This is a genomic window from Coriobacteriia bacterium (genome assembly GCA_041658765.1).
GTDB lineage: Bacteria > Actinomycetota > Coriobacteriia > Anaerosomatales > JBAZZO01 > JBAZZO01.
Map to the genome: position 1 here is coordinate 122,509 of JBAZZO010000001.1, position 24,503 is coordinate 147,011.

Genomic DNA, 24,503 nt, shown 5'->3' on the forward strand with positions numbered 1-24,503 from the left:
CGCTCTCGGTCGTCCGCCCCTGGACATGATAGCGCCCGGCGGCATCGTCGCCGCCGGGCGCCAAGACGGGTCGGGCAGGGCTACTCCGCGATGATGCGCATGGCGTCGTCGCGGTACGCGTCCATGACGTACGGGATGCCAGAGACCTCGGACGCCTCGCGCGTGAGCGCCATGATGTCCGCGCGGCTCACGGACGGCACCGTGAAGCAACGCGCGCCGGCCATGAGCTGCTGCAGGCCGACCTTGAGCTTGTCGGCGAAAGTGTAGAACGCGATCGCGCCGAGTGGCATGGCGTCCGCGTCGGCGCCGAACTCGGCCTTGATGTTCTCGTAGGCGACGAAGATCTCCTCCTTCGTCGTGCCGAACTGGGAGACGTTCTTCGGGAGGTCGCCCTCGGCCATCCACACGCCTATGTTCTTGCCGACGAATCCCGGGATCATGAGCGCACGGCCCATGCAGACCGCTTTCACGTGAGGGGCTCCCATGGCCAGCACTTTGAAGATGTGGTCCTCGGAGGAGAAGCCGCCCGCGATGGCGATATCGGGCACCCAGTCGCCCTTCGCGGCGAGCGCCTCGCACAGCTCGTGGGCCATGCTCTGCAGATAGAACGTCGGGACGCCCCACTCCTCCATCATCCGCCACGGGCTCATACCCGTGCCTCCCGGGGCTCCGTCGATCGTGAGCAGGTCGATCCGGTTCTCGGACGACCACTTGATCGCCATCGCGAGCTCCCGCATGGAGTAGGCGCCGGTCTTGAGCGTGACGCGCTTCGCGCCGAGCGAGCGCAGGCGCGCGACCTCCGATGCGAATCCTTCGCGGTCGATGAAGCCGAGGCGGCTGTGGCGCTCGAACTGCCGCAGAGCGCCGTCACGATGCGCCGCCTGGTTCGCGGCGTCGGAGGGGTCCGGCGTCACGCAGTAGCCGCGCCGCTGGAGCTCGAGAGCCCGATCGAGGTCCGAGACCTTGATCTCGCCGCCGATGCACTTGGCGCCCTGACCCCACTTGAGCTCGACGCATTCCACTCCGAGCTTCTCGACGACGTACTCGGCGACGCCGAGCCGTGTGTCCTCGACGTTCATCTGCACGAGGATGTCGCCGTATCCCTGGTGGTAGCGGCGGTACGACTCCACGCGACGGCGCATGTCGGGCGACTCGACGACCTTGCCCTTGGAGTCGCGCTCTAGGCCGGGGTCGATGCCGCACACGTTCTCGCCGCAGACGAGAGAGACGCCGGAGATGGCGGCGCCTACCGCGAAGTGCTCCCAGTTCTTGCGGGCGATCTCGGTCGAGCCGAGGGCGCCGGTGAAGATGGGCATCCGCATCTTCACGGGATTCTTGGTCCCGTACGACGTCCCTGTGTCGACGGAGGGGAAGAGCGTGTTGTCCGAATCGCCCTCAGCGCCTCCGGGAAGCCCTTTGGCCCCGAACGCGTAGCCGAAGATGTTCAGGTGCGAGTAATCGACCGGGTAGTCCTTGTCGCCGCCGGCGGTGACTTCGCCGAAAGGCCCAGGATAGATGACCTCGCGGCCGCGGAACGAGGCCTTGAAGACCTCGCAGTTACCGCGGCAGCCGTCGACGCAACGCGAGCACAGGCCGGAACCCGGCACCACGTCCCGCGAGCGGTTCGATGTCTGGGTCGCGTCGTTCCCGTTGGGTCTTTGGAGCGTCATGCTTCTCTCCCTCACACTCGTGATTGACGGCTTCGCGGGTGCCCGCTGAAAGCGCACCGCGGTGGCGTCATTGTAACGGTTGTGTAATCTGTTAGAAACACAGCAGAAAAGCGAATGAAACACGACCACCGACCCGCCTCGGTCGCCGCGGCGCCGAGGTGAGGCCACGGGCGCGGCGCGAGCCGGCCCCGACGAGACGGAGGCACGGATGCCCGAAGCCCTGCGCGAAGACGCCGTGAAGGCCATCAAGGACAAGAAGATCGAGTTCATCCACCTCTGGTTCACCGATGTGCTGGGGTTCCTGAAGAGCTTCACCATCGACGTCGAGGAGCTCGATCTCGCCATGTCCGAGGGGATGGGCTTCGACGGCTCCTCCATCCAGGGCTTCGCTCGCATCCAGGAGTCCGATATGGTCGCGCTGCCCGATCCTTCGACCCTGCAGATCCTCCCTTGGAGGACCGGCGGGCAGCTCGTCGCCACGATGTTCTGCGACATCCTCCGTCCTGATGGCACCGCATACGAATGCGACCCGAGGTTCGTGTTGCGGCGTCAAGTCGAGCGCGCCTCGGCGCTCGGGTACACGTTCTACATCGGACCGGAACTCGAGTACTACTACCTGCGCAGCGATCGCGAACTCGAGGTGCTCGACCACGCGGGGTACTTCGACCAGACCACGCGCGACCTCGCCGTCGACCTGCGCAAGGACACCGTGCGGGCGCTGAAGCGCTTCGGTATCCAGGTAGAGTACAGCCACCACGAGGTCGGCCCGAGCCAGCACGAGATCGACCTGCGCTACTGCGAGGCGACGAAGATGGCGGACAACGTAATGACCTACCGTCTCGTGGTGAAGGAGGTCGCGCAGCTGGCGAACGTCTACGCGACGTTCATGCCGAAGCCGATCTACGGGCAGGCGGGGAGCGGCATGCACGTCCATCAGTCGCTGTTCCGGGGCGAGGAGAACGCGTTCTACGACGCGGCGGACCCCTACCACCTTTCGCCGATCGCGAAGTCCTACGTCGCGGGCCTTCTGCGTCACGCACGGGAGATCTGCGCGGTCACCAACCAGTGGGTCAACTCGTACAAGCGTCTCGTCTCGGGATACGAGGCGCCCGTCTACATCTGCTGGGCCGACCGGAACAGGTCCGCCCTGGTGCGCGTTCCGATGTACAAGCCCGGCAAGGAGAAGGCGACACGCGTCGAGTTGCGCTCTCCCGATCCGGCGTGCAACCCCTACCTCGCGTTCGCGGTCATGCTCGCCGCCGGGCTCGAGGGTATCGAGAAGGGCTATCAGCTACCTGAGCCCGTCAGCGACAACATCTACGAGATGTCGGACGAGGGAAGGGCCGCTCTCGGCATCGCCTCGCTGCCGGAGGACCTGTACGAGGCGATCCGCGTCATGGAGTCGAGCGAACTGGTGCGCAATGCGCTGGGGGACCAGGTCTTCGAGTGGTTCATCCGCAACAAGCGGATGGAATGGGACAAGTACCGCACACGGGTCACGCCGTTCGAGATCGAGGAGTACCTGCCGATCCTGTGACGCCTCGCCTCGCGGGGATCAGAGTCCCTTCGTCACGCGGCTCACGAGCGACGTGGGGACGAAGCCGGCGAGGTACTTGCCCGTGGGCGACTCCATGAACGGCAGCCATCTGAGCTTCCTCGCGATGTTGCGCCGGACGTCGTGCGTTGCGTTCGCGTACCCCTCGAGCGCGTCGGCGGGGTCGTGACCGGCGATCGCCAGTCCCGCTAGGCGCCCGGTGTTCATCGCGTAGGAGATCCCTTCACCCGAAGTGGGCGACATGAAGCCGCCCGCTTCGCCGGCGAGGAGCACACGGCCGACCCCGGGGACGACGTCGTGGGGCGAACGGACGGACAGCGCCACGCTTGCCTCGCGCGAGATGGTCTCACCGAGTTGCGGGATGGTCTCGCGCAGGATCCCCAAGGCCATGTCCTGTTTCAGGTGGGGGCGCTTCGTGCGGGGGTAGAAGACCGAGCCCACGATGGCGCGACCGCCTTTGGGGACGACGTAGGAGTACGCGTAGGAGTCACCTATGCCGCGCATGTAGATGCAGTCGAAGAACGGTTCGAGCGGTCCGCGCAGTTTCACGAAGTCCTGTAGGGTCACGTACGTCGCGGTCGCCCCGACACCGAGCGTCCGGCGCACCGCCGAGCGCGCGCCGTCGGCGCCGACGAGGTTCGCGCACGTCACCTCGTGCGTGGCGTCCGGCGTGCGCAGGGTGGCCACGACGCCGTTCGCGTCCTGCGTGAGAGTCTCGAGGGCGCACGGTGCGATCACCTCGACCCAGTCGTCGAGAAGGTCGAGAAGCCATACGTCGAAGGCGCGCCGGTCGACGTTGATGAATCGCAGCCCTGTCGGCTTGCGGATGCCCCGGTCCCAGTCGACATATCGGAAATTGACGTGACGAGGGTGCAGGACGAGGGAATCGGGGAGGCTGCCGACGGGTGTCAGGAACGACTGCGCATACTCGTTGAGCATGCCTCCGCAGCTCTTGTCCCTTGGTACAGGTGAGGCGTCGACGAGCAGGACGGACCCGCGCGCGGACGCCTCCTTGGCCGCCCACACGCCCGCGGGACCCGCGCCCACGACGACGGTGTCGTATCGCCGCATGCGCGGCGTGTCTCCGATCGCCTTCAAGGTTCTCCCCTCACGGCACCGGGAATGCCGCCCCGTGCCGGCGGGGCGAACGGGAGTATGTTAGTCGACCCGGCGTCCGAAGGGAAACCCTCGCCGTCGGCGGGCGGGAGACGCTTCGGCGCCCGGCACGGTGCGTGCTAGGATGTGGCGCATCGGACGAAGGAGGCCGCGCGATGGGCGCATGCTGGACGCAGCGAGGCTGCGACGAAGAGATGCAGGCGGACTGCCCGCACTCGAACGAGCTTGCCGACCGCTGCCCGGCCAAGTGCGCGTTCGCGTTCTGCGTGAAGCCTTCGTACATCGCGACGGCCGATCCCGCGCTCATCTTCTCCACGGAAGTCGATCGGGAGACGGCGATCAAGGAGACGTGTATGTCGTGCGCGTTCTTCCTCCGGAACGGCCCGCGGCTCGACGGATGACGAGCGCGGCCGATGCGGTCGGCGGGGCGCTGCGGGAGTTCGGCGAGGAGCTCACGGCAGCCCGCGCCGCGCAGGTCGGCGGAGCCTTCACCGACGATCCGCGTGCCGACGACTTCCTGAAGGCGAGTCCCGAGGCGTTCCTTATCGGCGTGCTCTTCACGCAGGGCGTGCGCGCGGAGCGCGCGTGGGCGGCCCCATGGGCGTTGCGCGAGCGGCTCGGCCATCTCGACATGAGACGGCTCGCTGACGAGCCCGAGGCCGTCGCCGCGGCAGTGGCGTCTCCGCCCGCCCTACACCGGTTCGTCGGGACCCTCCCGCGATGGATCTCCTCCGCGGCGCGACGGCTGCTCGACTCCTACGGCGGGGACGCGACGCGCATCTGGGCGGCGGGCAGCGGCGTCGCGGAAGTGACGGCGCGTCTCGAGGCGTTCGACGGCATCGGGCGCAAGAAGGCGGCGATGACCGTCGAGATCCTTCGCAGGCACTTCGGCGTGGACCTCATCGACGAGCAGTGCGGACGCGTCGCCTACGACGTGCACGTGCGGCGCGTCTTCCTGCGCAGCGGCCTCGTCGACTCCGACACGCCCGAGGCGGTCCAGCAGGCGGCGCGGCGTGCGTCTCCCGCTTGTCCCGGTCTTCTCGACCTGCCCGCCTGGCTCGTCGGTCGGCAGTGGTGCCGGCCCCAGTCCCCCGAGTGTGAGGCGTGCAGGCTCGGCGAGGTGTGCGCGCGGCGCGTCGATCTCGGCGTGCGCGGCGTCGGTGTCCGCGGCGCTGGCGGGCCTCAGTCGAGCGGGCGGAAGAGCAGCCCCGAAGGCAGTTTGGGATAGAAGTACGTCGACTTCTGGGGCATGGTCTCTCCCCCGAGCGCGACATCGCGCAATTGCTCCATGCGCGTCGCGTTCATGATGAACGCGACGTCGCGCGTGCCCACCATCTCCAGCGCCTCATGCGCGTCCTTCACGAACGTCAGACGCTCGAGAGTCTCCGGTCTGTCGGGGTGGATGCCGAGCAGGGGCGAGAGCACCAGTTCCTGGAGCACCGCTACATCGAGCGACTTCCAGGCGGGGGACATCGGTCCCGGTATCGCTGCGACCGGGTCGACGTCCGGGCGCAGAGAAGCGATGCGGACGGTCCCCTCACGCGTCTTCACGATGAAGGTCGGACGCCGCGCCGAAGAGAGTCGCACCGCCGGGTGGCCGGTCGGGGCGTCCTCGACATCGAAATAGGGAGCGAGACCGGTCCAGAAGGCTTCGGGGTCGAAGGGCCCAGTGGCGTCGGCGACGCGATGTGTCGGCAGGACCACGAGGTCCGGGTCGTCCATGTTCACGAGGGCCATCATCACGGCGTCGTAGGCCGGGTCCCGAGGCGTGACGCCCGCTGAGGCGTCCGCGGCGCGCCGTTCGTCCCGATAGGCGAGCGCCGTGGTGTACCTGTGGTGGCCGTCCGCGATGAAGAGATGTCTGGCGGCGAAGGTGTCGGTGATCCCGGCGACGATGTCCGCGTCGCGGATCGCCCACACTCGGCTCGCGACGCCGTCGTCGTCTCTCGACTCGACGAGGACGGGACCACGCGTCGCCATCTCGAAAGTGGAGTCGGTCTCGCCGGCGGGGTCGGAGAAGAGTCCGAAGACGGGGCTCAGGTTCGCCGAGCAAGACCTGGTGATCTCGAGCCGATCCGCGAGAGCCTTGGGGAGCGTGCGCTCGTGCGGGAGGACGATACCGGCCGAGAACGGCTCGAGGCCGACAGCGGCGACGAACGCCCGTCGACGCACGACCCGCTTGCCGAGGTCGTACCGCTGTTCGAGCACGTAGATCGAGGGCGACGCGTCGTACATGAGGACACCGCTCTCGCGCCACGAGCGCCACGTGCGCCCGGCGTTCGCGTACCGGTAGTCCGGCGATGCCGGGTCGTCCGCGCCTTCAGGAAGCTCCAGAGCGACCACGTTGCGGGAGTCGGCGGCGAGCAGAGCGGCGCGGTCCGCGGGCGAGATGACGTCATAGGGCGGTGCCGTGCGGTGGGTGATGTCGGTACCGGTGCTGCGGGCGTAGAGCACGGCGCGGAAGGGGCGGACTGCAGCCACGAAGCTCCCTCACTCGGGTGTCCGAGAAAGTCTAACCGAGCAGCGCGCGCAAGGCGAGGAACGCGGCGACGCCGACGAGCGTCGCTCCGAGGAAGCTGCGCGTGCGGTGGAAGACGAACGCGGTCGGCAGCGCGGCGAGCAAGCGGGGGTTGTCCAGACCCAGGACGAGGCGACCTTCGGGCCGGAGCACCGCGACTGCGACGAGGGCGGCCATGACCGAGACCGGAACGTACGAGAGCCATCGCTCCAGCGGCTTGGGAAGGCGCAGACGCGACACGAGCGCGATGGGGAGGAAGCGCACCGTGTAGTTCGCGACGGCCATCGAGGCGACGACGGCCCAGACGTAGCTCGCGCTCATCGGTCGATCACCGTCGCGACGGTCGCGGTCGCGAGTGTCGCTACGACGATGTACCAGGTCCCGGGGAGGACGCCCGCGAGCACGATCGCGAGGACGGCGGCGAGCACGCCCGCGAGGACGCGCTTGCGGTCCTCGGCCTGCCCGACGAGCAGGGCCGTGAACATCGCCGGCATCGCGAAGTCGACTCCCCAGCGGGAAGGGTCGCCGACGAGCGATCCGCCGAGGGCGCCGACCGCGGTGCCGGCCACCCATCCCAGCCAGGCGATCGCACCGACGCCCGCCATCGTCCACGGGTCGCCGAAACCTCGACGCAGGTCGTCGATGTTGACCGCGAAGGTCTCGTCGGTCATCGAGAAGGCGAGCGCGGCCTGACCGGCGAGCGGCGTCCTCCTCAGGTGCGGTGCGAGGGTCGCCCCGAAGAGCACGTAGCGCAGGTTGACCACCGTCGTCGCGGTGATGACCGCCACGACCGGGGCCGCTGCGTGCATGAGCGAGAGTCCGATGAACTGTCCCGCGCCGGCCAGCGCCGTCGCGGAGGATGCCACGGCCTGCCATGCGGTCAGCCCGTACGACGTAGCGAGGACTCCGTAAGCGGCGCCGACTGGCGCGTAGCCGAGCAGGATGGGAAGACCGAGTCGCGCGCCGCGCGACAGGCGCTGCCGGGGCGTCGACGGCGATCCGAGGCTCTGGGCTGGGGCCGACATGCCGGCCATCCTACCACATGGCCATGGAGGCCTCGGGAGCGGTATGATACTTGCAGAGGCACCATCAAGGAGGCGGTCGCGATGGAGTTCTCGGTCATCTGCCCGAAAGATGGACGTGTCGAGGTCAGCCTCGAAGACATCTCGTCGGTCTCTTTCGGTGACGCCGAATCCGTGAACATCGTCTTCTCCTGCCCGCAGTGCGGGGAGGAGATCCGTGTGACCATCCGCATGTCGAGCATGCTCGTGACCTCCGTCGACCTCTCGATGTTCGCCGAGGACGAGCCGTCGCACGACGACGCTCCCAGCGTGTTCAGACCGCACGAGCGGCGTCTTCGGTCCGCCTCGGCCGAGCCGTGCGATGTCGACCCTTCCGAGCGTCGGCGCATCGACGACTATTGCGAGTACTTCCGGCGTCAGCTCGCCGAGGTCGACGACGTCGAGAGGATGCTCTCCGAGATCGACGCCCGCTAGCGGTTCCGGCGGGCGCGGTCCGCGATCGCGAGCGGCGCGACGAGAGCGAGGCCCGCGACGAACCCTCCGATGTGCGCGAACCACGCGACACCTCCGCTCGCCGCGACCGCGGGATCGAGCGAGAGCGCGCCGTTGGCGAGTTGCAGGACGAACCAGAAACCGATGACGACGAAAGCCGGCAGGCGCGCGATCTCCAGGAAGAAGAAGACCGGGACGAGTGTGAGCACCACCGCCCCAGGGAAGAGCACGAGGTAGGCTCCGAGCACGCCCGCGATGGCGCCGGAGGCCCCGAGGGTGGGCATGGCGGACGTCGGCGAGGCGAGCGTCTGTGCCGCGGTGGCCGCGATGCCCGCGGTGAGGTAGAAGCCGAGGAAGGGGAGGGAGCCGAGCCGGTCCTCGATGTTGTTGCCGAAGATCCACAGGTAGAGCATGTTGCCCCCGATGTGCAGCCAGCCGGCGTGCATGAACATCGCCGCGAAGACGGTAAGCCACTGCGAGGGTGAGAACGGCGAGGCGAGGAAGCGTGCCGGGACGAACGCGTTGGAGACGATGAACGCGGGGAGCGCGTCGCGGGGGACGCCCAGCTCCACCGCGAAGACGGCCGCGTTCGCGAGGATGATCGCGACGGTCATCCAGGGCACTCGCCGGGTGGGATTGTAGTCGCGCAGGGGGATCAAGCGTCGGACTCCTCTGGTACCATGTGGTGGGCGTCCGGGGAGGCGCTCTCCGTATCCAAGTGTAGCGTAGGCGCTCGGCCGGGCTCGTCTCGACGACGGAGCTCTCGAGTTCGAGGAGGAAACATGTCTCAGGTGGTGTTCGGCTGCATCGGGATCATCCTGGTGCTCATCGTCATCGGCCTGGCCGGAGTGATCGGCATCTACAACCGGCTGGTCGTCCTGCGCAACCGCGTGGACAACGCCTGGTCGCAGATCGACGTGCAGCTGCGCCGCCGCTACGACCTCATCCCGAACCTCGTCGAGACGGTGAAGGGTTACGCGTCGCACGAGAAGGAGACGCTCGAGAAGGTCACCGAGGCCCGCAACATGGCGATGAACGCCCAGAACGTGAAGGACCAGGGCCAGGCGGAGAACATGTTGTCGTCGACCCTGAAGTCGCTGTTCGCGGTCGCCGAGGCCTATCCGGACCTGAAGGCGAACCAGAACTTCCTCATGCTCCAGGAGGAGCTGGCCGGGACCGAGGGCAAGATCTCGTACGCGCGCCAGTTCTACAACGACTCGGTCATGAGCTACAACACGGCCACCCAGACGTTCCCGACGAACCTGCTCGCCGGCATGTTCGGCTTCGCCGAGCGCGACTACTTCGAGATCGAGGCCGCCGCCAAGGAGCCGGTCAAGGTCCAGTTCTAGCTCATGTACGACCAGATATCCTCGAACAAGTTCAAGAGCGTGGCGATCGTCGCGGTCTTCGTGGCGCTCGTCCTCGGGCTCGGATGGGTCTTCGGGCGAGCGACGAACTGGGGCTGGGGCGGGTTCGCGCTCGCGCTCGGCGTCGCGTTCGCCATGGCGTGGGGGTCGTACTGGTACTCCGACCGTCTCGTGCTGGCGATGAGTCACGCGCGTCCCGTCGACAAGGCGACCGAGCCCTACGTGGTGAACACCGTCGAGGGTCTCGCCATCGCCGCGGGGCTTCCCATGCCGCGCGCTTACGTCATCGACGACCCCGCGCCCAACGCGTTCGCGACCGGACGCGACCCCGCGCACGCCGCGATCGCCGTCACGACGGGTCTCGTGAGCAAGCTGGACCGTCTCGAACTCGAGGGCGTCATCGCGCACGAACTCGCGCACGTGAAGAACTACGACACGCTCGTCTCGACCCTCGCGGCGGTGCTCGCAGGCACCGTGGCGCTGCTCTCGGACTGGCTGCTGCGCAGCTTCTGGTGGGGCGGCGGCCGGCGCCGCAGCAGCGAGGAGGGCGGCGCGCAGGTGCAGGCGGTCTTCATGGTGCTCGGACTGGTGTTGGCGATACTGGCGCCGCTCGTCGCGGTGATGCTACAGATGGCGATCTCGCGCAAGCGCGAGTACCTCGCCGACGCGAACGGTGCGCTCCTCACCCGGTATCCCGACGGTCTCGCGAGTGCGTTGCGAAAGATCGCGGCCGACACCAACCGGCTCTCGGTCGCGAACAAGGCGACGGCGTCGCTTTGGATCTACAACCCGCTGAAGGACATCGGCGGCCGCACGAACGCGATGTTCAACACCCATCCGCCCATCGAGGATCGCATCCGCCGGCTCGAGGCGATGTAGTCGTGGCGGTCTGGACGTACCCGGACATCGATCCCGTGCTCGCGCGGTTCGGGCCGTTCGTCGTGCGCTGGTACGGCCTCGCGTACGTCGCGGCTTTCGTGGCGGCGTACGTCGTGCTGCACATCCTCGACCGGCGCTGGGAGCTCGGGATCGGTGTCGACGACGAACTCTCGATCGTCCTCGCCGCGATCATCGGCGTCGTGGCGGGCGGACGGCTCGGATACGTCCTGTTCTACGGACTCCGCGACTACCTGAGCGACCCGCTGTCGGTCTTCGCTATCTGGGACGGCGGCATGTCGTTCCACGGAGGGCTCGCTGGCATCCTGCTCGCGGGCGTGTGGATGACGCGCAAGGGGCGCCTGCCCGTGTCGTTCCTGCGCCTGTGCGACGTCGGCGCGGTCGGCGCGCCGGCCGGGTTCCTCTTCGGCCGCCTGGCGAACTTCGTCAACGGCGAGTTGTGGGGGAGGGTCTCGGCGGCTCCGTGGGCGATGGTCTTCCCGGGAGGCGGTCCGCTGGCGCGCCATCCCTCACAGCTCTACGAGGCGCTGCTGGAGGGGGCCGTCCTCTGGACGGTCGTGCTGCTGCTCGCGCGGCGCAAACGACCCGAGGGCGAGATGCTCGGATGGCTGCTCACGCTCTACGGCGTCTTCCGCATCCTCGTCGAGACCGTGCGCGAGCCCGACCCTCAGCTGGGCTTCCTCTTCGGCGGCGTGACGATGGGGCAGCTGCTGAGCGTTCCGATGGTCGCCGTCGGCCTGTGGCTCCTCGTGCGCGTCCGGCGCGAGGGCGAGAAGGACGCGGTCTAGCTGTCGTCCGTGCAGATGCGGTCGGGCGCCTTCCAGCAGGGAGCTTCGCGGTCGAGACAGCGGACGCCCTCGCTCGCCCGCAGACGCTTCGCCGGGTCGCAGTGAGCGCAGTAGAACTGCGGGAACGTGCCGACGACGTCCTTGACGTCGGGGTCCGCGTACTGCCGATCGTCGGGTTGCTCGATCATGTGCAGCAGGTAGCAGGGCATGTCCACCGTCCGGTCCGGAGCAGGGCGCGGAAGCTTCGCTCCTCTAGTGTATCCTGCTGGACGACACATGAAGGAGGCATCGCCGAATGACCCGCTCCACGACCCGAGTCTCGAGCGCGCTCGCGCTCGCCATCCTGCTGCTCGTGCCCGGTTGCGCCGCGCCGAAGAAGGCGACCATCGGCTCCCCTTGGCCGCGCGCGGAACGCGAGCGCGTCGTCGAGCGTCCCGCCGAGCCGCCGCGCTGGCCGCTGACGGGCTTGCCCGCGCCGGACGAGGCGTCCACTCACGCGCGGGTCGTCTCGGTGAAGATCGAGAACTCGCGCCCGGCGCGCCCGCAGACGGGGCTCGACCAGGCGGACGTCGTCTACGAGACGCTCACCGAGGGCGGCATCACGCGGTTCAACGCGCTCTTCCAGTCGAAGGCACCTGCGGTCGTCGGTCCGGTGCGCAGCGCGCGCCTGTCGGACACGAACATCGTGCCGCAGTACGGGGCGCTCTTCGCCCACGTGGGAGGCAATTCCGGCGTCATCCGGCGCCTTCGCGCCCTGCACGTCCAGGACCTCGACCAGTACTTCAACCCCTCGCCGTACTGGCGCAGCAGCGCTCGGTCGATGCCGCACAACATGTACCTCTCGATCGTTCGGCTTCGCGCCCTCGCGCGGCGGAAGGGCTTCTCCGCCACGCAGTCCGTGACGCCGTTCGCCTTCGAGCGCGCGACCGCGCCCGCGACGAGTCCGGTCGCCGCGATCGAGGTCCCGTTCGCGCCCGACAACCGGGTCCAGTGGGCATGGGACGCCTCGAGCAAGTCGTACCTGCGCTCGATCGACGGACGTCCGCACATCGACAAGGAGACGCGCCGCCAATACCGTGCGACGAACGTCATCGTGCTGTGGACGCGGATCGACCAGACGGTCCGCGACCGGCTCGGCAACCCCACGCTCGAGATCCGTCTCACCGGTTCGGGCAGGGTCGCCGTCTTCCGGATGGGCCGCCGATACGACGGCACGTGGTCGGCGGGCGCCTCCGCCCCGCCGGTCCTGCGCGCCGAGGACGGGACTCTGCTGAGGCTGAGCCCGGGGACGACCTGGGTCCAGGTCCTTCCCACCTCGGTCAACATCTCGACGCGGTGAGCGGTTTGCCGCGGACGCGCGCGGTCTCGGTTGAACCATGTTCCGGGCGCGGGTAGAATCTCAAGGTCAAAGCCCCGTTCGTCCAGGGACGACAATGTCCCCGTCCCCGAGGAGTCGAGCATCGTGAGCGAGCGCAGTGAGAACGCGACCGGCACATCGCGCGTCAAGACCGGTCTTGCCGAGATGCTCAAAGGCGGCGTGATCATGGACGTCGTCACCGCCGAGCAGGCCAAGATCGCCGAGGACGCGGGCGCCGTCGCGGTCATGTCGCTCGAGCGGGTCCCGGCGGACATCCGGGCCGCGGGCGGCGTCGCGCGCATGGCCGACCCGACGAAGGTCACCGAGATCGTCGCTGCCGTGAGCATCCCGGTGATGGCGAAGTGCCGCATCGGCCATTTCGTCGAGGCGCAGATCCTACAGTCGCTCGGCGTCGACTACATCGACGAGTCGGAGGTGCTCACGCCGGCCGACGAGGAGCACCACGTGAACAAGTGGGACTTCACGGTGCCCTTCGTGTGCGGGTGCCGCAACCTCGGAGAGGCGCTCCGCCGGATCGCTGAAGGCGCCGCCATGGTGCGCACCAAAGGCGAGCCGGGCACGGGCAACGTCGTCGAGGCCGTCCGCCACATGCGGGCCGTGACCGACGAGATCGCGTGGGTAGCCGGGGTCCGCGGCGAGCAGCTCTTCGCGGCCGCGAAGGACCTGCAGGCGCCGTACGAGCTCGTGAAGTGGGTCGCCGAGAACCGCAGGCTGCCGGTCGTGAACTTCTCCGCGGGAGGGATCGCCACGCCCGCCGACGCGGCGCTGATGATGCAGCTCGGCTGCGACGGCGTCTTCGTGGGCAGCGGCATCTTCAAGAGCGGCGACCCAGCGAAGCGGGCGAAGGCGATCGTCGAGGCGACGACGCACTTCGAGGACGCCGACATCATCGCGCGCGTCAGCCGCGACCTCGGCGAGCCGATGGTCGGCATCAACATCTCCGACATCCCGGACTCGGAGCGCATGCAGGAACGTGGCTGGTAGCGTGGCGGACGGGGGCCGATAGCGTGAGTGTCGGCGTCCTCGCGCTGCAAGGCGCGTTCAGGGAGCACATCATGACGTTCGAGGCGCTCGGCGTCTCGGCCCTCGCCGTGCGTCTTCCCGAGCAGCTCGGCGACCTCACCGGGCTCGTCATCCCCGGAGGCGAGTCGACCGCGATCGGCAAGCTCATGGTCTCGTACGGCTTCTACGATCCCATCCGCCAGCAGGCCGGTGCGGGCATGGCCGTGTGGGGTACGTGCGCCGGCGCTATCCTCGTCGCCGACGAGGTCCTCGACAGCGTGCCCGGCCAGGAATCGCTCGGGCTGCTCGACGTCGCCGTGCGCCGCAACGCCTTCGGGCGGCAGATCGACTCCTTCGAGGCGGACCTCGACTTCGCGCACCTGCCCGGAGGCACGTTCCGCGGCGTCTTCATCCGCGCGCCGTGGATCGAGCGCGCCGGCGAGGGAGTCGAGACGCTCGCCTCGCACGAAGGCCGCATCGTCGCCGCTCGAAAGGGGAGCGTGATGGCCACGGCGTTCCATCCCGAGCTCACGGGCGACCCGCGCGTGCACAGGTACTTCCTCGATACCGTCATCGGCTCCTGACCCGGAGGGGACTCGCCATGTCCGGACATTCGAAGTGGGCGACGACGAAGCACCGCAAGGCGGCGCAGGACGCGAAGCGCAGCGCGTTGTTCAGCAAGCTGTCGCGCATAATCACCGTCGCCGCCAGGGCTGGAGGCGACCCGAGCCCGGACAACAACGCGAGCCTGGCCGCGGCCATCGCCAAGGCGAAGTCGTACAGCCTTCCGAGGGACAAGATCGAGGTAGCCATCGCCAAGGCTTTCGCAGCGGGCGCGGGCGCCGATTACGAGGAGGTCATCTACGAGGGCTACGGCACGGGCGGCGTCGCGATCTACGTCGAGTCGCTCACCGACAACCGCAACCGCACGGCCGCCGACGTCCGCAGCGCTTTCACGCGGGCGGGAGGCAACCTCGCCGCGACCGGCGCCGTCGCCTTCCAGTTCCAGCGCACGGGCGAGATCGTGATCGACAGGGCCGGCGCCCCGGACGAGGAGGAGCTCCTGCTCGCCGTCGCCGACGCGGGAGGGGACGACCTCGAGGACAACGACGAGGAGTACGTCGTCGTCACCGCGCCCGGCGAGGTATTGCGGGTGAAGGACGCGCTCGAGGCGGCGGGGATCGCGGTGCGCGGAGCCGAGCTGTCCATGCGGCCGGTGACGCCGGTCGCCGTCAGTGTCGAGACCGCGAAGAAGGTCCTGCGCCTGGTAGACACGCTCGAGGAGTCCGACGACGTCCAGGACGTCTACCACAACATGGAGATGACCGAGGAGATCGCGACCGCGCTCGACGCGTGACGGACGTGGCGCTACACTGAACATACGTTCGATTCACCCGCCGTCACGCGAGGGGAGCGCAGGTGATCATCCTCGGTATCGACCCCGGCCTCGCCGACACCGGCTGGGGGTTCGTCGAGGTCACCGGGAACCGGCTGCGCTGCGTGGACTACGGTTGCGTGAGGACCACCCCCTCCGAGAGCCTTCCGGCGCGGCTGAAGGCCATCCACGACGCGCTGGTCGCACTCATCGCCGAGCATCGTCCCGAGGAGTGCGCCGTCGAGAGCGTCTACCTCAAGGGGAACGCGCGCAGCGCGCTGGCGACAGGCCACGCTCGCGGGGCGGCGCTGCTCGCGACGGCCTACGCCGCCCTTCCGATGGAGGAGTACGCCCCTGCCGCCGTGAAGCTCGCGGTCGTCGGCAACGGCGCCGCGGACAAGGGCCAGGTCGCGTACATGGTGCGCGCGCTGCTCGGGCTAGGAAGCGAGCCGAAGCCCGATCACGCGTCCGACGCGCTGGCGGTCGCGATCTGCCACGCGAACAGCCGCGTGGCGCGCAACCGCGTCCGCGCAGCCGCGGGAGGCGCGCGATGATCGCCTTCCTCACCGGACGCGTCGCCCACAAGACGGCGTCGTGGTGCATCGTCGAGGTCGGCGGCGTGGGCTTCAAGCTCGCGATGTCGACGAGCTCGCTTGCAGCTCTGCCCGCGGAGGGCGACGAGGTCACCCTTCACACCTACCTGCACGTGCGCGAGGACGAGCTCTCGCTCTTCGGCTTCGAGTCGGTGATGGAGCGCGAGCTCTTCGAGCTGCTCATCTCGGTCTCGGGAGTGGGCCCGAAGGTCGCGCTCGCCGTGCTCTCATCCCTCGACCCCGAGGCGCTCACCGGCGCCATCGCCGGCGAGGACGTCGCGCTGCTGTCGTCGGTGCCCGGCATCGGGAAGAAGACCGCGCAACGTCTGATCATCGAGTTGAAGGACCGCTTCGACGCCGGCGTCGGGCCCTCAGCTGTGAGAGGTAGTGCGTCCGACGCGCTCTCCGGCGCGCGGGACGCACTCCTCGGTATGGGCTTCTCGGCCGCGGAGGCCGCCGCCGCGCTGCGCGAGGCCCCGGCGGGTGCGGGCGACGCGGAGCTGCTGCGTCACGCGCTCAAGCGCCTGGGGTCCGGCCGGTGAGTGGGGAGGAGGGGCGCGTGGACGGGTCCGCCGACCTTGAGAGCGAACGCCTCGTCTCGGCGCGCTACACGCCCGACGACCTCGAGATCGACCGCACGCTGCGTCCCAAGCGTCTCGCCGACTACCTCGGCCAGCACAAGGTGAAGGAGAGCCTCGGCGTGCTCATCGAGGCCGCGAAGGGCCGCGACGAGCAGCTCGATCACGTGCTGCTCTCGGGCCCGCCTGGGCTGGGGAAGACGACGCTCGCGGGAGTCATCGCCGCCGAGCTCGGCGTCGCCATGAAGACGACGTCCGGCCCGGCCATCGAGCGCCCGGGCGATCTCGCCGCCATCCTCACGAACCTCGAGGAGGGGGACGTCCTCTTCATCGACGAGATCCACCGCATCTCGCGCACGGTCGAAGAGGTGCTCTACCCGGCGCTCGAGGACTACCGCATCGACGTCGTGATCGGCAAGGGGCCGGCGGCGCGCTCGCTCCGTCTCGACCTGCCGCGTTTCACGCTCGTGGGCGCGACGACGCGCACCGGGCTGCTCACCGGGCCGTTGCGCGACCGCTTCGGCATGTCGTTCCGGCTCGACTACTACGCGGTGGAGGACCTGCGCGCGATCGTGACGCGCTCGGCCGCGATCCTCGGGGTCACGATCGACGCCGCCGGCGCCGGCGAGATCGCGCGCCGCAGCCGCGGCACGCCACGGCTCGCGAACCGCCTGCTCAAGCGCGTGCGCGACTACGCGCAGGTGCGCCACGACGGGACGGTCACCGAGGACGTCGCCGCCGAAGCGCTCGCGTTCTTCGAGGTCGACCACGTCGGCCTCGACAAGATGGACCAGGCGATACTATCCGCGCTCGTCGAGCGCTTCTCGGGAAGGCCGGTCGGCCTGAACACGCTAGCGACCTCGGTCGGCGAGGAGCCCGAGACCCTGGAGGACGTCTACGAGCCGTTCCTGCTGCAGCTCGGCTTCATCCAGCGCACGCCGAAGGGGAGACAGGCGACGCCGCGCGCGTACGAGCACCTCGGCCTGCGGATGCCGGAAGAGGGGCAGACCGGGCTGTTCTGAGATCCGTCCCTCCCTACACCCCGACCTCGGCCGCCCACAGGCCGTGCAGGTTGCAGTTCGCGACGGCTCGGATGACCGTGCCGGGGTCGAGCGCGACGACGACCGACACCACGGGGTCGGTCGCGACGGGCGAGAGGTCGAAGCGGGCGATCGGCGAGTCTGACGCGTAGAGCTCGATGAACGTGATCCAGTGGTCGGGCTGGTTCGGATGGGGCACGCCCCAGCCGACCGTCACGGTCACGGTCTTCTTGCCTTCGCCGGCGTCCGCGACGTCGATGTGCGGGGTGTGCTTCTTCTCGAAATCACCGGCGGCCGAGAGGTCGGCCACCAGGTTGATGGGGGCGAGCACTGGTGCGTCGGACATGTCGGGCTCCTTTCTCCTGGGATGTCCCGGTATGTACCCGAAGTCGGATATCATCCGTGGTTGAGGCCGCGCTCTCGGACGCACGCGACGAAAGGAAACCCATGCCCGCACCCACCATCATCCGCGGCGACCAACTCGTCGTGGTCGTCGTCGACGTGCAGGAGCGCCTCGCGGCTGCGATGGAGCGCCGCGATGAGGTCGAGTCGGCCGTCGCGCTGCTCGCGGGAGCGGCTGGCGTGCTCGGCGCCCCGCTGGTCGTCACGCGCCAGAACCCCGAAGGTATCGGCGATCTCACGCCGCGCGTAGCCGAGGTCCTCGCGGAAGCGGAAGCGTCCGGGACCGAGGTCTTGCGCGTCGACAAGATGCACTTCTGCTGCGCGAGCGAGGTCGCGTTCTCGAATGCGCTGGCGGCCACGAGCCGGCATCACATCGTCATCGCCGGCATGGAGACGCACATCTGCGTGGCGCAGACCGCGCTCGCGCTGCACTCCGTCGGCATGCTCGTCCACGTGCTCGCCGACGGCTGCTGCTCGCGCCGCGGGCGCGACCACGACGTGGCGCTCGACCGCCTGCGGGCAGCGGGCGTGACCGTGACGACCACCGAGGCGGCGATCTACGAGGCGCTCGGGCGCGCCGGCACCGACGAGTTCCGCGCGGTCCTTCGCCTCGTCAAGAACGCCTGAATCCACCGAGGGCTCGTCGACGCGTGCGTGACGCACGGCGCGTCTCGGGTACCTACCTGGTGTGCCGTCCCTAGGAGGTGTACGTGGCGCGCGTTCTTGTGGTCGACGACGACACCGACCTGCAGTCGTTCCTTCACGATGTGCTGAGTGCGGACGGTCATGAGGTCCTGACGGCCGGCGACGGTGACGTCGCGCTGCGCGTCGTCATGGACGACCGACCGGACCTCGTGCTGCTCGACATCATGATGCCGGGCATGGACGGCATCGCGGTGTGCCGCGCAGTGCGCAGCGACCCGGGGAACGACTCCATTCCGGTGCTGATGCTCACCGCGCTCAGCGACGCGGCGAAGCGGGTCGAAGCTTTGCGCTCGGGCGCGGACGACTACATCACCAAGCCGTTCGATCTCGCGGAACTCCGGGCGCGCATCCACACGGCGCTGCGCGTGCGCGAGCTCGTCCGCGAGCTGGAGTACCGGAGGGAGGAGGCGGCCCACCTGGTGCGGGACCTCATCCGCACCGAGGAGGACCTGCGCGCCCGCCTTGCCGCCGACGTCCACGACGTGCTCCTCCAGCCTCTCGTCGCCACGCGACTGTGGATCGAAGAGGCTTGCGGCCTGCCGGGGATCCCCGACGACATGTGCCAGCGCGCGGGGCGAGTCAAGGTCGGCATCGACGACGCGCTCGCTGCCGGGCGCGAGATCATCAAGGGCCTGCGCCCTCTCCCGCTGCGTTCGGGGAACGTCGCCGGTCTCATCAAGGACGAGGCGCGTTCGCTCGCGGAGACGGGCGGGCTGACGGCGGAGGTCGACGGTCCCGACATCGTCCAGGGTCTGTCGGAGGAGGAGGCGACGATGCTCTACCGCGTCGCCCGGGAGGCGGTCTTCAACGTCGTGCGCCACGCGCGCGCTTCGCGCGTGACCCTCTCTCTCGAGCAAGACGACGCGGGGGTGAGCCTTCTCGTCTCCGACGACGGTGTCGGGTTCGATCCGGAGCGCGTGACGGTCCTGCCTGGTGAGGGGCACTTCGGTCTCGCCGGGATGCGGGAGAAGATCGAGGCGGTCGGAGGGTCGACGAAGCTCGTCTCGACGCCGGGAGCGGGTACGAGCGTGGAGGTATGGTTGCCGATCCGGAAGGGTGAGGCGGCATGACGGTGCACGTGATGGTCGTCGACGACCATCCCCTCGTGCTCGAGGGGATCCGAGCGCTGCTCGACGGCGATCCCGACATGGAGGTCGTCGCCACCGCGGGGAACATCACGGAGGCGCTGCGCGAGGTCGAGCGGACCAGCCCCGACGTCGTCCTTCTCGACGTGCAGCTCGCGTCCGAGAGCGGTCTCGACCTCATCGGCCGCGTGCTCGAGATCGTGCCGACCGCGAGGGTCATGATGCTCACCGTCGCGGACGACGCCTACACCGTGCAGGAGTCGCTGCGCCGCGGCGCTAAGGGCTACGTCCTCAAGGGCGACTCCGCGGACGAGATCAGAGCCGCGGTGCACCGGGTCGCCACCGGCTTCGCGCACATCGATCCCGGCGTGAGCGGCCACCTGCTCACCAAGGCGATGCACCGGTCGGGGAACGAGGAGCCCGAGGTGCGGATCACGCGCAGGGAACTCGACGTGCTCCGTCTCGCCGCTAAGGGCTTGACCAACGAGTCGATCGCCCGCGACCTCGGGGTGACGGTCGAGACGGTCAAGACGCACCTCTCGCGTGCATTCGCGCGTCTAGGCGCCAAGGACCGCGCGCACGCCGTCGCGATAGGGATGCGCAAGGGGCTGCTGTGATACGCTGACGGGCGATTCGCGCCGCCGTCAGGGAGCAGCCATGCACGTGTCCCGCAAGAGTCTCGCCGCCGCATTCGCGCTCGTAGCGCTCGTCGCCGCGCTGGCCGCGCCGATCCCAGCCTCCGCCGCGGCCGCGGCTTCCGATCGCGTGCCACTCGACGTGCAGTTCTGGCCGGAAGGCGAGCCCGGGCGCTCCGTCATCATCGTCGGCCTGAAGCTGCCCGATACGGTGGCGCTTCCCGCGACGGTGCGGATGCCGCTGCCGGCGGACGCGCAGATCACCTGGGTCGGCGAGCTCGACGGTGGTGACGGATCCCTCGACGAGACGCGTACGTACGACGTGGTGCGCGGTTCCGGGGGGCCCGAGATAGTCATCCGGCTCACGAAGTATCGCGACGCCCAGTACGAGGCGACCTACCGTCCCATCGACGTGCGCGGCACGAGCGCGAGCGCCACGCTCGAATGGGTGCAGACGACGCCCTGCTCACAGCTTGCCTTGTCCGTCCGCCTCCCGGGTCGTGCTGGCTCCGTGCGCGTCTCACCAGCTTCCGCCGGCGCTCCGCAGCTCAACCAGGCCGGAGAGCTGCTCTACACGCTGCAGCCGCTCTTCCCGAAGACCGGCGACCGAGTGCCCGTCCACGCGAAGTACGTCCGTGGTGGCGCGAAGACCGCGGCCGAAGCCCGCAGGACGTCGACCATGGACATCCTGCTCTCGGTGCTCGGCGTGGCGCTCGCAGCCGCCGTCGGGACACTCGTCCTGGCGCTGAAGAGGCAAGGCCGAAGCGCCGTCGAGTAGGGGACCGTCGCGCCGTTCTTGCGTCCCTTGCCTTGTGCTACCATTTTCCCGTGCGGGCACAGGGCCCGCAGACGTCGCGCGGGTGTGACCCCGCACGTCGGGGCGGAAGGATGTGCGAGCATGTCTGAAGGTACCGTCAAGTGGTTCAATCCGGACAAGGGCTATGGTTTCATCTCCCGGGAGGATGGAGAGGACCTGTTCGTCCACTTCTCCGAGATCCAGGGCGAGGGCTTCAAGACCCTCGACGAGGGTCAGGCTGTGTCGTTCGACATCACCACCGGCCAGAACGGCAAGCTGCAGGCGAGCAACGTCCGCCGCGCGGAGTAGCCGCCGACAACGGATATGCCGGGAAGGCGGCCCCACGGGGCCGCCTTTCTCATGAGAGAGGACGGGAGGGGAGATGCTAGCCGCCTTCACGGTAGCCGCGGTGCTCGTCGCGCTCGCGGAGCTGGGTGACAAGACGCAGATGCTCACGCTCGTCCTCGCCTCCCGGTATCGGGGATGGCAGGTGCTCGCCGGCGTCACCGCCGCCGTGCTCGGGCTGCAGCTGCTCGCGACGGCGTTCGGGCGCGCCGTGGGCGGCTTGGTCCCCGAGCGCGTGCTCGCAGTCGTCACCGGGCTGCTCTTCATCGGCTTCGGCCTGTGGACGCTGCGTCCGGGTCCGGACGAGGACGCCGAGGAGGAGGCGGACCGCGGCTCGCGCTTCGGGCCGATACTCGCCGTGGCGGCCGCGTTCTTCCTCGCGGAGCTAGGGGACAAGACGCAGGTGCTGACGATGTCGATCGCCGCCGATCCCGGCGCGGCCGCGCGGCCGCTGGCGTTCCTCGGCGGGTGGCTGCGCGGGCCGGCTCCGAGCGGGACGGCCGCCTTCCTCGGCGTGTGGTTCGGCTCGACGCTGGGCATGGTCGCAGTGAACTCGCTGTCGATCGTCGCGGGAGCGGCGATCGGCAAGCGGCTGCCGCGTCGCGTGGTCGCTCGCGTCTCGGGGGTCGTTTTCATCCTGTTCGGAGTGGCGACCCTCATGGCGAGTACGATACGGGCATGAGCGGCCCCGAGAACACACACCGTCGCGTCGCCGTGCTCGGCGCCGGGAAGGTCGGCCAGGCGGTCGGCGTGCTCCTGCGCGAGGCGGGATTCGAGATCGTCGCGGTCACCGCGCGCTCGAACGAGCACGCGCGCACGGCGGCGCTGACGACCGGCGGCGAGGCTACCGCCGACAACGCGCGCGCCGCGTCGGCCGCCGACATCGTCTTCGTGACGGCGAACGACGACGCGATCGCGTCGCTGGTCGCGGACGTCGCCGCGCGGGGCGGATGGCGAGCGGGGCAGGTGGTCGTGCACACGAGCGGCGCGCTCGGCCTCGACGTGCTCGCTCCCGCCGCCGGCGCGGGCGCTCTCGTGGCGAGCATCCATCCGCTGCAGTCCTTCGCGAGCGCGTCGGACGCGGTGCGCGAGCTGCCGGGATCCGTCTTCGGCGTGACCGCGGGTCCCGGGGCGGGGGAGACCGCCGAGGCGCTAGTGAGCGCTCTCGGAGGTACGGCCGTGAACGTGCCCGAGGAGGCGAAGGCGCTCTACCACGCGGCCGCCGCCGTCGCGTCGAACGGGCTCGTCGCCGTCGAGGACGTCGCGGTGCGCATGCTCGAGCGCGCCGGGTTCGGACGGGACGAAGCCGTGACCGCCCTCGCGCCGCTGCTGCGCGGGACCGCGACGAACGTGATCCGGCTCGGGCCGCAGGCTGCGCTCACGGGGCCTGTCTCGCGCGGCGATGCCGAGACGGTCGCGCGCCATCTCGCCGCGCTCGCCGACGCGCCGCCCGAGTGGCGCGAGATATACGTCGCTCTCGGCCGCCAGCAACTGAGGATCGCCGTCGAGCGCGGTTCGGTCGATGCCGAGGCCGCTGCTAGGATCGCGGCGCTGCTCGACGGGGAGGCGTGACGATGCGCGTCCTGCTCCACGCGTGCTGCGGGCCGTGCCTGCTCGAGCCGTACGACGCGCTCGCTCTCGAGCACGACGTGACGGTGGCGTACGCGAATCCCAACATCCATCCTCTCGAGGAGTACCGCCGCCGTCGCGACACGCTGTTCGCGTATACCGAAGGCACGGGCGTGCGCGCCATCGAGCTGGCGTACGAGCCCGAGGCGTGGGACGCGGCCGTCACCCCGTACGCGGGCGACCGCGCGACGCGCTGCCGCGCGTGCTTTCGGCTGCGGCTAGGGATGGTCGCCGAGCGCGCGGCGAAGGACGGTTTCGAGGCCGTCGCGACGACGCTCACCGTGAGCCCCTACCAAGACCAGGACGCCGTTCGGGAAGCCGGTGAGGAGACCTGCGAGGCGGCGGGCGTTGCGTTCCTCGCGACCGACTTCCGCGACCGCTACCGCGCCGCCACGGAGCGCTCGAGAGCGCTCGGGATGTATCGCCAGCGCTATTGCGGTTGCGTGCACAGCGAGGCCGAGGCCGATGCCGAGCGGGCACAGCGGAAGGCGGAGCGGCGTCGCGCCTAGCGGCGCGAGCGCACCTCGGTGACCACAGCCACGGCGGTGCCTGCCGCGAACATCCCGAAGACGATCAGCATCGGCCCGAACGGATAGACGACGAGCGCCCCCGCGGCGCACGCGGCGAGTTGCCAGAGGTAGTCGGGCCGGAATCTGCGGCGCGAGCGGTTCGTGAGCAGGTCCCCAAGGAGCGCACCGAGCGCGAAGCCGGCCGCCGTGACGATCGGCGCCGTGAGGACGAGGGCGAAAGGCAGCGGGGCGGTGGGGCGGCGCATGGTGGCGAGTACCCCGGCGAGCCAGACGCCGTAGACGATCCCGCCGCTGAGGACCGATGCGGTCACCCGCACGATCGAAGCGATCACTCAAGGACCTCCTCGCTCGGCTACGGTGCGATCAGCCGTCCCAGTCTCTGAAGCACGGCCGCGGTGGTCTCCTGCGACACCGCGCAGACGAACTCCGCCTTGCGCGCTACCCAGTCGAGGCTCTTGGCCTGATCCGACAGGACGACGCCCTCCACGGGCAGACCGTCGGGGATCGTGACCTCGAACGGATAGCCCTTCACCTGACTCGTGATCGGGCACAGGATGGCGAGGCCGACCTTGCCGTTGTACGAGCCGGGGGAGAGGACCAGTGCGGGCCTGCGGCCGGACTGCTCGTGCCCGGTACCTAGGCTCATCGTGATCCAGACGACGTCGCCGCGCTCCGGGATCCACGGCATGCTACCAGGCCTCCGAACCCTGGGCCGGGCCGGTGTCGACCTCATCATGCCGGTTGGACTCCGTGATGCCTTCAAGCAGTTCGTCGAGACTGGGCGCCCATACGGCAGAAGGCTCCACGAGAAGCCCGCCCTTCACCATGCGCATCTCGACGGAGGAGCCGTCGTCGAGGCCGACCTCCTCCGCGAACGTCTTTGGGATCCTGACCGCGAGGCTGTTACCCCATCGCTGGATCTTGGTCTTCATGGCGGCCTCCCGATGCAAGGTATCTACAATGAGTATACCACGCGGACGGGAGT

The 24,503-nt window shown here is 69.2% G+C and carries 33 protein-coding genes; 22 read left to right on the top strand and 11 right to left on the bottom strand.

The genetic code is table 11. The annotated features are described in order from the left end of the window. Positions 1–80 precede the first annotated feature (80 nt). Positions 81–1,670: a glutamate synthase-related protein gene (locus WC971_00605; protein MFA5843309.1), complete on the bottom strand. Its 1,590-nt coding sequence runs from the start codon at positions 1,668–1,670 to the stop codon at positions 81–83. A 208-nt stretch (positions 1,671–1,878) separates the two neighbouring features. On the opposite strand from WC971_00605, the gene WC971_00610 reads away from it, so the two are divergent. Continuing rightward, positions 1,879–3,207 (top strand): glutamine synthetase family protein, encoded by a 1,329-nt coding sequence (locus WC971_00610; protein ID MFA5843310.1) that lies wholly within the window; start codon positions 1,879–1,881, stop codon positions 3,205–3,207. Positions 3,208–3,225: 18 nt separating this feature from the next. Here the strand turns inward: WC971_00610 and WC971_00615 are convergent, their stop codons facing one another. After that, positions 3,226–4,323, bottom strand: coding sequence for an FAD-dependent monooxygenase (locus tag WC971_00615; protein ID MFA5843311.1), 1,098 nt, complete (start codon positions 4,321–4,323; stop codon positions 3,226–3,228). A 173-nt stretch (positions 4,324–4,496) separates the two neighbouring features. Here WC971_00615 and WC971_00620 point away from each other — a divergent pair, with 173 nt between their 5' ends. Together WC971_00620 and WC971_00625 are read left to right on the top strand one after the other, a co-directional pair. Next, positions 4,497–4,742 (top strand): hypothetical protein, encoded by a 246-nt coding sequence (locus WC971_00620; GenBank protein MFA5843312.1) that lies wholly within the window; start codon positions 4,497–4,499, stop codon positions 4,740–4,742. Next, a complete protein-coding gene (locus WC971_00625) occupies positions 4,739–5,569 on the top strand; it encodes a hypothetical protein (GenBank protein ID MFA5843313.1) in 831 nt (276 codons plus the stop codon). The genes WC971_00620 and WC971_00625 overlap by 4 nt, the downstream gene beginning before the upstream one ends. Here the strand turns inward: WC971_00625 and WC971_00630 are convergent. Genes WC971_00630 through WC971_00640 form a run of 3 tightly spaced genes read right to left on the bottom strand, consistent with a single transcriptional unit; the run spans position 5,524 to position 7,884 of the window. After that, the gene (locus tag WC971_00630; protein MFA5843314.1) at positions 5,524–6,822 is read right to left on the bottom strand and encodes a DUF1015 domain-containing protein; all 1,299 of its coding nucleotides are present in this window, start codon (positions 6,820–6,822) and stop codon (positions 5,524–5,526) included. The two genes, WC971_00625 and WC971_00630, sit on opposite strands and share 46 nt — an antisense overlap. Positions 6,823–6,853: 31 nt before the next feature. Then, positions 6,854–7,180 (bottom strand): AzlD domain-containing protein, encoded by a 327-nt coding sequence (locus tag WC971_00635; GenBank protein MFA5843315.1) that lies wholly within the window; start codon positions 7,178–7,180, stop codon positions 6,854–6,856. Continuing rightward, on the bottom strand, positions 7,177–7,884 hold the full coding sequence (locus WC971_00640; protein ID MFA5843316.1) for an AzlC family ABC transporter permease: 708 nt from the start codon (positions 7,882–7,884) through the stop codon (positions 7,177–7,179). Before WC971_00640 ends, WC971_00635 begins: the two co-directional genes overlap by 4 nt. A gap of 81 nt (positions 7,885–7,965) precedes the next feature. On the opposite strand from WC971_00640, the gene WC971_00645 reads away from it, so the two are divergent. Continuing rightward, on the top strand, positions 7,966–8,355 hold the full coding sequence (locus WC971_00645) for a hypothetical protein (protein MFA5843317.1): 390 nt from the start codon (positions 7,966–7,968) through the stop codon (positions 8,353–8,355). Here WC971_00645 and WC971_00650 read toward each other — a convergent pair. Next, positions 8,352–9,032 carry a rhomboid family intramembrane serine protease gene (locus WC971_00650; protein MFA5843318.1) on the bottom strand — a complete coding sequence of 227 codons (681 nt, stop codon included), beginning with the start codon at positions 9,030–9,032 and terminating at the stop codon, positions 8,352–8,354. The genes WC971_00645 and WC971_00650 overlap by 4 nt on opposite strands. Positions 9,033–9,155: 123 nt before the next feature. Here WC971_00650 and WC971_00655 point away from each other — a divergent pair, with 123 nt between their 5' ends. From WC971_00655 to lgt, 3 genes are read left to right on the top strand one after another with little or no spacing between them, the layout of a single operon-like run. Then, positions 9,156–9,722 (top strand): LemA family protein, encoded by a 567-nt coding sequence (locus WC971_00655; protein ID MFA5843319.1) that lies wholly within the window; start codon positions 9,156–9,158, stop codon positions 9,720–9,722. A 3-nt stretch (positions 9,723–9,725) separates the two neighbouring features. Continuing rightward, positions 9,726–10,619, top strand: a complete 894-nt coding sequence (locus tag WC971_00660) for a M48 family metallopeptidase (GenBank protein MFA5843320.1) — start codon at positions 9,726–9,728, stop codon at positions 10,617–10,619. A 2-nt stretch (positions 10,620–10,621) separates the two neighbouring features. Beyond that, the gene (gene lgt / locus WC971_00665) at positions 10,622–11,425 is read left to right on the top strand and encodes a prolipoprotein diacylglyceryl transferase (protein ID MFA5843321.1); all 804 of its coding nucleotides are present in this window, start codon (positions 10,622–10,624) and stop codon (positions 11,423–11,425) included. On the opposite strand, the gene WC971_00670 is transcribed toward lgt, so the two are convergent. Further along, positions 11,422–11,640, bottom strand: a complete 219-nt coding sequence (locus WC971_00670) for a hypothetical protein (protein MFA5843322.1) — start codon at positions 11,638–11,640, stop codon at positions 11,422–11,424. The two genes, lgt and WC971_00670, sit on opposite strands and share 4 nt — an antisense overlap. Positions 11,641–11,720: 80 nt before the next feature. Here WC971_00670 and WC971_00675 point away from each other — a divergent pair, with 80 nt between their 5' ends. From WC971_00675 to ruvB, 7 genes are all read left to right on the top strand, one after another. Next, positions 11,721–12,764 (top strand): DUF3048 domain-containing protein, encoded by a 1,044-nt coding sequence (locus tag WC971_00675; GenBank protein ID MFA5843323.1) that lies wholly within the window; start codon positions 11,721–11,723, stop codon positions 12,762–12,764. Positions 12,765–12,887: 123 nt separating this feature from the next. Further along, complete coding sequence (pdxS, locus tag WC971_00680) at positions 12,888–13,787, top strand: pyridoxal 5'-phosphate synthase lyase subunit PdxS (protein ID MFA5843324.1); 900 nt, start codon at positions 12,888–12,890, stop codon at positions 13,785–13,787. Between the two features lie 23 nt (positions 13,788–13,810). Then, positions 13,811–14,389, top strand: a complete 579-nt coding sequence (gene pdxT / locus WC971_00685; protein ID MFA5843325.1) for a pyridoxal 5'-phosphate synthase glutaminase subunit PdxT — start codon at positions 13,811–13,813, stop codon at positions 14,387–14,389. A 17-nt stretch (positions 14,390–14,406) separates the two neighbouring features. Then, positions 14,407–15,162: a YebC/PmpR family DNA-binding transcriptional regulator gene (locus WC971_00690; protein ID MFA5843326.1), complete on the top strand. Its 756-nt coding sequence runs from the start codon at positions 14,407–14,409 to the stop codon at positions 15,160–15,162. 62 nt (positions 15,163–15,224) lie between these two features. Continuing rightward, entirely contained in the window at positions 15,225–15,734 is a 510-nt protein-coding gene (gene ruvC, locus WC971_00695) for a crossover junction endodeoxyribonuclease RuvC (protein MFA5843327.1), read from the top strand. After that, on the top strand, positions 15,731–16,315 hold the full coding sequence (gene ruvA / locus WC971_00700) for a Holliday junction branch migration protein RuvA (protein ID MFA5843328.1): 585 nt from the start codon (positions 15,731–15,733) through the stop codon (positions 16,313–16,315). The genes ruvC and ruvA overlap by 4 nt, the downstream gene beginning before the upstream one ends. 17 nt (positions 16,316–16,332) lie before the next feature. Further along, the gene (gene ruvB / locus WC971_00705; GenBank protein MFA5843329.1) at positions 16,333–17,373 is read left to right on the top strand and encodes a Holliday junction branch migration DNA helicase RuvB; all 1,041 of its coding nucleotides are present in this window, start codon (positions 16,333–16,335) and stop codon (positions 17,371–17,373) included. Positions 17,374–17,386: 13 nt separating this feature from the next. On the opposite strand, the gene WC971_00710 is transcribed toward ruvB, so the two are convergent. Next, positions 17,387–17,737 carry a class II SORL domain-containing protein gene (locus WC971_00710; protein ID MFA5843330.1) on the bottom strand — a complete coding sequence of 117 codons (351 nt, stop codon included), beginning with the start codon at positions 17,735–17,737 and terminating at the stop codon, positions 17,387–17,389. A gap of 101 nt (positions 17,738–17,838) precedes the next feature. Between WC971_00710 and WC971_00715 the strand changes: the two genes are divergently transcribed. The 8 genes from WC971_00715 (at position 17,839) to WC971_00750 (ending at position 23,497) form a co-directional block, all read left to right on the top strand. Beyond that, positions 17,839–18,420: an isochorismatase family protein gene (locus WC971_00715; protein ID MFA5843331.1), complete on the top strand. Its 582-nt coding sequence runs from the start codon at positions 17,839–17,841 to the stop codon at positions 18,418–18,420. Positions 18,421–18,503: 83 nt separating this feature from the next. Continuing rightward, positions 18,504–19,568: a response regulator gene (locus WC971_00720; protein MFA5843332.1), complete on the top strand. Its 1,065-nt coding sequence runs from the start codon at positions 18,504–18,506 to the stop codon at positions 19,566–19,568. Beyond that, positions 19,565–20,200: a response regulator transcription factor gene (locus WC971_00725; GenBank protein ID MFA5843333.1), complete on the top strand. Its 636-nt coding sequence runs from the start codon at positions 19,565–19,567 to the stop codon at positions 20,198–20,200. The genes WC971_00720 and WC971_00725 overlap by 4 nt, the downstream gene beginning before the upstream one ends. A 46-nt stretch (positions 20,201–20,246) precedes the next feature. Then, on the top strand, positions 20,247–20,996 hold the full coding sequence (locus WC971_00730) for a hypothetical protein (protein MFA5843334.1): 750 nt from the start codon (positions 20,247–20,249) through the stop codon (positions 20,994–20,996). 120 nt (positions 20,997–21,116) lie between these two features. After that, entirely contained in the window at positions 21,117–21,323 is a 207-nt protein-coding gene (locus WC971_00735; GenBank protein ID MFA5843335.1) for a cold-shock protein, read from the top strand. A gap of 73 nt (positions 21,324–21,396) precedes the next feature. Beyond that, entirely contained in the window at positions 21,397–22,041 is a 645-nt protein-coding gene (locus WC971_00740) for a TMEM165/GDT1 family protein (protein ID MFA5843336.1), read from the top strand. Continuing rightward, entirely contained in the window at positions 22,038–22,931 is an 894-nt protein-coding gene (locus tag WC971_00745; protein MFA5843337.1) for a DUF2520 domain-containing protein, read from the top strand. The genes WC971_00740 and WC971_00745 overlap by 4 nt, the downstream gene beginning before the upstream one ends. A 2-nt stretch (positions 22,932–22,933) precedes the next feature. Then, positions 22,934–23,497 carry an epoxyqueuosine reductase QueH gene (locus WC971_00750; protein MFA5843338.1) on the top strand — a complete coding sequence of 188 codons (564 nt, stop codon included), beginning with the start codon at positions 22,934–22,936 and terminating at the stop codon, positions 23,495–23,497. Here WC971_00750 and WC971_00755 read toward each other — a convergent pair. From WC971_00755 to WC971_00765, 3 genes are read right to left on the bottom strand one after another with little or no spacing between them, the layout of a single operon-like run. Further along, positions 23,494–23,850: a hypothetical protein gene (locus tag WC971_00755; protein ID MFA5843339.1), complete on the bottom strand. Its 357-nt coding sequence runs from the start codon at positions 23,848–23,850 to the stop codon at positions 23,494–23,496. The two genes, WC971_00750 and WC971_00755, sit on opposite strands and share 4 nt — an antisense overlap. A gap of 20 nt (positions 23,851–23,870) precedes the next feature. After that, a complete protein-coding gene (locus WC971_00760) occupies positions 23,871–24,206 on the bottom strand; it encodes a type II toxin-antitoxin system PemK/MazF family toxin (protein ID MFA5843340.1) in 336 nt (111 codons plus the stop codon). Position 24,207: 1 nt separating this feature from the next. Beyond that, on the bottom strand, positions 24,208–24,450 hold the full coding sequence (locus WC971_00765; protein MFA5843341.1) for an AbrB/MazE/SpoVT family DNA-binding domain-containing protein: 243 nt from the start codon (positions 24,448–24,450) through the stop codon (positions 24,208–24,210). Positions 24,451–24,503 lie beyond the last annotated feature (53 nt).

Excerpts from the sequence above, each read along its gene's own strand:
- WC971_00605 (MFA5843309.1), bottom strand. The coding sequence starts at position 1,670 with ATGACGCTCCAAAGACCCAACGGGAACGACGCGACCCAGACATCGAAC.
- WC971_00610 (MFA5843310.1), top strand. The coding sequence starts at position 1,879 with ATGCCCGAAGCCCTGCGCGAAGACGCCGTGAAGGCCATCAAGGACAAG.
- WC971_00620 (MFA5843312.1), top strand. The coding sequence starts at position 4,497 with ATGGGCGCATGCTGGACGCAGCGAGGCTGCGACGAAGAGATGCAGGCG.
- WC971_00625 (MFA5843313.1), top strand. The coding sequence starts at position 4,739 with ATGACGAGCGCGGCCGATGCGGTCGGCGGGGCGCTGCGGGAGTTCGGC.
- WC971_00635 (MFA5843315.1), bottom strand. The coding sequence starts at position 7,180 with ATGAGCGCGAGCTACGTCTGGGCCGTCGTCGCCTCGATGGCCGTCGCG.
- WC971_00640 (MFA5843316.1), bottom strand. The coding sequence starts at position 7,884 with ATGTCGGCCCCAGCCCAGAGCCTCGGATCGCCGTCGACGCCCCGGCAG.
- WC971_00645 (MFA5843317.1), top strand. The coding sequence starts at position 7,966 with ATGGAGTTCTCGGTCATCTGCCCGAAAGATGGACGTGTCGAGGTCAGC.
- WC971_00655 (MFA5843319.1), top strand. The coding sequence starts at position 9,156 with ATGTCTCAGGTGGTGTTCGGCTGCATCGGGATCATCCTGGTGCTCATC.
- WC971_00660 (MFA5843320.1), top strand. The coding sequence starts at position 9,726 with ATGTACGACCAGATATCCTCGAACAAGTTCAAGAGCGTGGCGATCGTC.
- WC971_00675 (MFA5843323.1), top strand. The coding sequence starts at position 11,721 with ATGACCCGCTCCACGACCCGAGTCTCGAGCGCGCTCGCGCTCGCCATC.
- WC971_00690 (MFA5843326.1), top strand. The coding sequence starts at position 14,407 with ATGTCCGGACATTCGAAGTGGGCGACGACGAAGCACCGCAAGGCGGCG.
- ruvA (MFA5843328.1), top strand. The coding sequence starts at position 15,731 with ATGATCGCCTTCCTCACCGGACGCGTCGCCCACAAGACGGCGTCGTGG.
- WC971_00710 (MFA5843330.1), bottom strand. The coding sequence starts at position 17,737 with ATGTCCGACGCACCAGTGCTCGCCCCCATCAACCTGGTGGCCGACCTC.
- WC971_00715 (MFA5843331.1), top strand. The coding sequence starts at position 17,839 with ATGCCCGCACCCACCATCATCCGCGGCGACCAACTCGTCGTGGTCGTC.
- WC971_00725 (MFA5843333.1), top strand. The coding sequence starts at position 19,565 with ATGACGGTGCACGTGATGGTCGTCGACGACCATCCCCTCGTGCTCGAG.
- WC971_00735 (MFA5843335.1), top strand. The coding sequence starts at position 21,117 with ATGTCTGAAGGTACCGTCAAGTGGTTCAATCCGGACAAGGGCTATGGT.
- WC971_00740 (MFA5843336.1), top strand. The coding sequence starts at position 21,397 with ATGCTAGCCGCCTTCACGGTAGCCGCGGTGCTCGTCGCGCTCGCGGAG.
- WC971_00745 (MFA5843337.1), top strand. The coding sequence starts at position 22,038 with ATGAGCGGCCCCGAGAACACACACCGTCGCGTCGCCGTGCTCGGCGCC.
- WC971_00750 (MFA5843338.1), top strand. The coding sequence starts at position 22,934 with ATGCGCGTCCTGCTCCACGCGTGCTGCGGGCCGTGCCTGCTCGAGCCG.
- WC971_00760 (MFA5843340.1), bottom strand. The coding sequence starts at position 24,206 with ATGCCGTGGATCCCGGAGCGCGGCGACGTCGTCTGGATCACGATGAGC.
- WC971_00765 (MFA5843341.1), bottom strand. The coding sequence starts at position 24,450 with ATGAAGACCAAGATCCAGCGATGGGGTAACAGCCTCGCGGTCAGGATC.